Annotated in this window: 4 protein-coding genes; 1 reads left to right on the top strand and 3 read right to left on the bottom strand. The window is 39.7% G+C overall.

What is annotated here, in order from left to right; all coding sequences use genetic code 11:
* Positions 1–1011: 1011 nt before the first annotated feature.
* Positions 1012–1881: an HTH-type transcriptional activator IlvY gene (gene ilvY, locus Q0V26_RS17715; protein WP_297486297.1), complete on the bottom strand. Its 870-nt coding sequence runs from the start codon at positions 1879–1881 to the stop codon at positions 1012–1014.
* A gap of 136 nt (positions 1882–2017) precedes the next feature.
* On the opposite strand from ilvY, the gene ilvC reads away from it, so the two are divergent.
* A complete protein-coding gene (gene ilvC, locus Q0V26_RS17710) occupies positions 2018–3502 on the top strand; it encodes a ketol-acid reductoisomerase (RefSeq protein ID WP_297486295.1) in 1485 nt (494 codons plus the stop codon).
* 81 nt (positions 3503–3583) lie between these two features.
* Here the strand turns inward: ilvC and Q0V26_RS17705 are convergent, their stop codons facing one another.
* Together Q0V26_RS17705 and Q0V26_RS17700 are read right to left on the bottom strand one after the other, a co-directional pair.
* Positions 3584–3853, bottom strand: a complete 270-nt coding sequence (locus Q0V26_RS17705; protein ID WP_297486294.1) for an accessory factor UbiK family protein — start codon at positions 3851–3853, stop codon at positions 3584–3586.
* A gap of 105 nt (positions 3854–3958) precedes the next feature.
* The coding region (locus tag Q0V26_RS17700) for an efflux RND transporter permease subunit (protein ID WP_297486291.1) at positions 3959–6130 on the bottom strand (2172 nt) is incomplete at its 5' end.

The raw sequence follows: 6130 nt of genomic DNA, 5'->3' as shown, positions 1-6130 counted from the left end.
CCACCCCTGCCATCTTCAAGAAAGCCTCAACAGTAATGTCGGGGCTTTTTTACGTCTGTATTATTGTAATAGATTCGGTGTGGTTGTAATTGACAGAGCGGCAGATTCCGCCATATTGAAAATTAACGCGTGCTGGGCGTTCAAACCTCATAATCTCAGAAGCCTCGACAGTTGAAGTTTACTATATGAAACGTTTTAATCTGTGGCGTGAGGTAGTGGGATTGCTTGTTATCTTATTGGTAATTATAGAAATGGGTTAACCATTGTTGGGCTATTATTCTTTCATCGTCATCTGGCAGTGCTTGAATTCCATCAGTAAACAGTTGTGGTTGATTTAATAACAACATATGTGCGCCTTAAATTAATACAGTATCGGGTCTCCCATCCCTACTTTAAAGGAAGTCTGAGCTCATTATCAGCGGATAGCGGATGTTACTGCTGCAATGAAAATCGGTTGAGTTGGATGATCAAATATTTCAGCTGCTAATACATAATTGCCCGTGCAGCACGATATTGTTGTATAAGATGTTTAAATGTATAAGATTGTATGCCATCGCGCGGAAATTGGATGAGTCGACGAGGATCTTAGTCAAAGACGTGAATGTTACAAATATCTTTGTTTTGTAAGTGCTTTATTATTCATCGGCAAGATTATCAGCTCCGATGACTTCCATTATTAAAAATTCGGCATTATTTATTTTAAGTCTAAATTCTTTGCATAATATTTGATCTGAGTAATGAATTATATACTCATAGGCTTCCATATATGCGGACGTTTTATACTTAAATGAGAAACAGTGACTAATGTTTTTTTATGTTTTTATTATAATATTTGTATAAACCATTAGCTATTAATGATCGAAAAGCAGAATCTTGTGCAACTTTTTTAAAAAATTGGTAACCATGTTTAGCATAAAAATCAGAATAATATGAATGCGTTAAAATTGTGTCAGTCATAAATATATCTTTAATACAATCAATTAGTGAAGGATGAGTATAGGTATAATAATGTTAAAATAATTGCAGTAGTGCTTTTAATACGTTTTCTTGATGGCGTGATTGTTTACAACATAGCCCTAAGCTTAATGGCGCAATAAACTCGGTGGGGAAGCGCTGCACTTTATCATTCATTGGGCTGTTATTGATAACGACATCCGGTGCGATACCTATTCCACAGCCTAACGCAACCATACTGACAATGGCTTCATGGCCAGAAATTTGAGCATAAATAGGGGGGGTGATTTTCTTGTCTTTAAACCATGTATTCGCGCGAGATCTTGCGGGCCCCGACTCTGCGAGAATGAAAGGTAGTGCTTGCCAATTAGGTCCGTTATTGAGTTGTTGTTGAATAGCGGGAGGGGGTATTGCGGGTGAAATTACTGACATTGGAATATGATCTAATTCGATATAGCTTAATTTTGCTGAAAGTTGTTCTGGCTTGGCGGTAATAGCGACATCAACTTCATCGTTAAGCACTTTATCAATCGCAAGAGCTGAGTCTCCTGTTAATAATTGAATTTCTATTTGTGGGTAACGTTGGCGAAATGCGGTTAATATTGACGGTAAGTGGCTATAACTTGCGGTTACTGAGCAAAATATTTTTAGCTTCCCTTGTAGTAATGAACTATCACTGTTTAATTCTATTTTAAGTGAAAGCCAATTAGAAATAATAGTGGAAGCAACGGGGATGAGTTTTTTCCCTGCCATCGTTATTTCAACACTACGATTATCACGACAAAATAAACTTTGCCCAAGTTCTTGCTCGAGGCGTTGAATTACGCGACTTAGCGCAGAAGGGCTTATGTGCATTGCTTGCGCTGTTTGGTGAAAGCTCAGCGAATCACTTAAGTGAAGAAAAAGTTGCAGATTTTTAATGTTCATGGGCTTATGTTGCATGATTTGCAATTGATTGTTGTGAATATATCACTTTGAGCAACAACTTTCCTGATCTACTATCAATCTATTCGATAAATAAATATCGAACCAAGGATAAATATATTTCACGGAGTTTGTTGTTATGGCTAATTATTTCAATACCTTAAATTTGCGCCAGCAGTTGGATCAACTGGGCCGTTGTCGTTTTATGGATCGTGCAGAATTTGCTACTGAAGCTGATTACCTTAAAGGTAAAAAGGTGGTTATTGTCGGATGTGGTGCGCAAGGCTTAAACCAAGGTCTTAACATGCGAGATTCTGGGCTGAATGTGGCTTACGCTTTACGCCAAGTTGCGATTGATGAGCAACGCCCATCATTTAAAAATGCGCGTGATAATGGTTTTGAAGTTGGAAGTTATGAGCAACTGATTCCAGAGGCTGACTTAGTCGTCAACCTTACACCGGATAAGCAACACACAAACGTTGTTGAAACAGTGATGCCATTAATGAAGCATGGTGCAGCATTGGGGTATTCGCACGGTTTTAATATCGTTGAAGAAGGGATGCAAATTCGTAAAGATTTAACGGTTGTTATGGTAGCACCTAAATGTCCAGGTACTGAAGTGCGTGAAGAATATAAGCGTGGCTTTGGTGTACCAACATTAATTGCAGTTCATCCTGAAAATGATCCCCAAGCTGATGGTCTTGAAATTGCTAAAGCATGGGCTGCTGCAACTGGAGGGCATCGTGCAGGAGTACTTGAGTCATCATTTGTTGCTGAAGTGAAGTCAGATTTGATGGGTGAGCAAACTATCCTTTGTGGTATGTTGCAAGCTGGTTCAATTGTCTGTTATGAAAAAATGCTGGCTGATGGTATTGCACCTGATTATGCCGGTAAGTTGCTGCAATTTGGTTGGGAAACGATCACTGAAGCACTGAAGTTTGGTGGTGTGACACATATGATGGATCGCCTTTCAAATCCAGCGAAAGTGAAAGCTTTTGATCTCTCTGAGCAATTAAAAGAATTGATGCGTCCATTATATAATAAACATATGGATGACATTATCTCAGGTCACTTCTCTAGTACGATGATGGCTGACTGGGCTAACGATGACGCTGAGTTATTAGGTTGGCGTGGTGAGACAGCTGAAACACAATTTGAAAACTACCCAGTATCAAACCTTCATATTTCAGAGCAAGAATACTTTGATAACGGTATTTTGATGGTTGCAATGGTACGTGCTGGGGTTGAACTAGCTTTTGAGGCGATGACAGCATCGGGCATTATTGATGAGTCGGCTTATTATGAGTCATTACATGAATTACCGCTGATTGCCAATACGGTTGCGCGTAAGCGTTTGTACGAGATGAATGTGGTGATCTCTGATACTGCTGAATATGGTAACTATTTGTTTGCTAATATTGCAACACCGCTATTGCGTGATCATTTTATGGCAACAGTAACCACGGAGGTTATTGGTAAAGGTTTGGCGGCAACAACAAATTTTGTTGATAATCAAAAGCTGATTGAAGTAAATGAAGCATTACGCAATCACCCTGTTGAAGTGATTGGTAAACAGCTACGAGGCTACATGAAAGACATGAAACATATTGCTGTAGGTGGTTAATTTTCATTTAAAATAGCAACTAAAAAAGAAAGCCCAGTTTGATAAGAGCTGGGCTTTTTTATTGGGGGGGGTTAACGCGAATTAAGCGTCAGTGCTATTATCTTTAGTATTAAGCTTTGCTTCAAATGCTGCCATCTTTTGCTCAAGCTCGGTTAGCTTCTGGCGAGTACGTAATAGTACTTGAGTTTGGACGTCAAATTCTTCACGAGTGACAACATCAAGCTTACCTAATTGTGATTGGATCACTTGGCGTACTTTTTGTTCAACGTCATTACCTAGATCTTTAACTGGTTTAGGCATTGCGTCCTGAATTTGTTTAGCTACTTGCTCAAGTTTCTTTGAATCAAACATGATCCGCTTACTCCGTTGCGAAAATCGTGATAGCTATTGTAATCGGCGTTGTAATGAAAAGAAAAGGGCGCTGATGACTCAGCGCCCTTTTTTAGTATCGATAAATTAGAAGTGGTTGTCTAAACCATCGTCATCTTCAACAAACACCGGTAACGGTTTATGCTCACTTGCCAAGAACGTATAAATAACGGGTAATACGAACAAGGTAAATAAGGTACCGATAGATAAACCAGCAACGATAACAATACCAATACTGAAGCGTGATGCTGCACCAGCACCTGATGCATACAATAGCGGTACTAGGCCTGCAATCATTGCACATGTTGTCATTAAGATTGGGCGAAGACGGATCTTCGCGGCTTCCATAACAGCATCCATGCGGTTTTTACCGTGGTAGAGTTGTTCTTCTTTGGCAACTTCACAAATTAATATACCGTGTTTGGTTATCAAGCCTATGAGGGTTATCAAACCTATTTGCGAGTAGATGTTAAGTGTTGTTGCACCCCACGCGAGGGCAATCAGTGCACCACAGATAGCGAGTGGTACTGAAACAAGGATAACGAGTGGATCACGTAATGATTCAAATTGAATCGCAAGCACTAAGAAAATGATCGCTAGTGCTAGACCAAATGTAGCGTATAGCGCATTACCTTCAGTAACATACTGACGGCTTTCTCCTAAGTAGTCATGGCCGTAGCCTTTTGGTAACACTTTCGCTGATTCAGTATTTAACCAACTCACAGCTTCACCAATTGAGGTGCCAGGCGCTAATACTGCACCAATGGTTGCCGCATTTTGTTGGTTAAAGCTTGGTAAGGTTGGTGGTGCAGGGGTTACTTTGATCGTTACTAGACTACCTAGTGGAATCAAATCTCCGCTCTTTGTTTTGACATAATAATTGTTCAAATCTTGAGGATTAAAACGATCTTTACGCTCAACTTGTGGAATAACTTTGTAAGAACGGCCTAAAATATCAACGCGGTTAATATCACCACCGGCCAACATTGTGCTTAGAGTATTACCAATAGCTTGCATGGTTACACCATATGCGCCGGCTTTATCTTTATCTATATTAATGTTCATGGTTGCAGAATCATACTTTAAGTCTAAATCTGAGTAGACGAACATTGGGTTATCTTTCACTTTAGTCAACATTTCAGCAGCCACTTGGAAGAGGCTCTTAAAGTTGTTAGGTGTAGTGATAACAAACTGCACTGGCAAACCAGAGCCAGCACCAGGAAGGCTTGGCATTTGGAAGGCAGTAACCGCCATTTGTGGAATGTTTTTGATTTTTTCAGTTACGTCATTCGCTACTTCAGTTTGGCTTTGATCGCGTTGGCTCCATGGTTTTAATGTCGCCAGACCAAACGCTTGGTTAGCTGATGGAATTCCTGAGAAAATTTGTGCATATTCAACACTTTTTTCTGCTGTTAATACTTTATTAACTTGATCCATGGTGTCTTGAATGAAATCAAGGTTGGCATTTGCAGGTGCTGTACCCATAAATACCACTACACCATTATCTTCAGCTGGCGCTAATTCACTTGGGATAAATTTGAACAAGAATGGCAAACTTGCACAAGCACAGAGAGCAAATACGATCACAACTGAACGCATATGCATAATGCCATTAAGCATCTTTTCATAACGCAACGTTAGTCGGTCAAGAAAACCGTGTACCATTAATTCAAATTTATTTGGCGTTTCATTTTCTTTGAGGAAGGTTGCACACATTACTGGTGATAATGTTAAGGCAATAATACCTGAAATAAATACTGCCCCCGCCAGTGTTAATGCAAACTCCTTAAATAATGAACCGGTTAAACCACCCATTAATGCAATTGGCGCGTATACCGCACCTAACGCGATAGTCATTGAAATAACTGGGATGGCGATTTCACGAGTACCCAAAATAGCGGCTCTAAATGGCGGTTGTCCGAGCTTGATGTGTCGTTCAACGTTTTCTAATACTACAATAGCATCATCAACTACCAAGCCGATCGCTAGTACCAGAGCCAGCAACGTCATTAGATTCCATGAGAAACCAAATAATTGCATTACCAGTGCCACACCTATCAGTGATAGTGGAATGGTAATAATTGGAATGATGACTGAACGTAGTGAACCGATAAACAGAGCAATAACCACTAATACGATTAATGCTGCTTCAAGAATGGTTTTAATAACTTCATGAATCGAGTCATTAATAGCAATCGTTGAGTCATACATTACCGTCATTTTGATGGTACTTGGCATGTTACGTTCAATGGTTGGTAA

Origin of the sequence: uncultured Photobacterium sp. (assembly GCF_947039875.1) — a bacterium.
In the GTDB taxonomy this organism is placed as follows: domain Bacteria; phylum Pseudomonadota; class Gammaproteobacteria; order Enterobacterales; family Vibrionaceae; genus Photobacterium.
The sequence above is the reverse complement of the archived record's forward strand: the minus strand, read 5'-3'. Positions and strand labels throughout refer to the sequence as shown.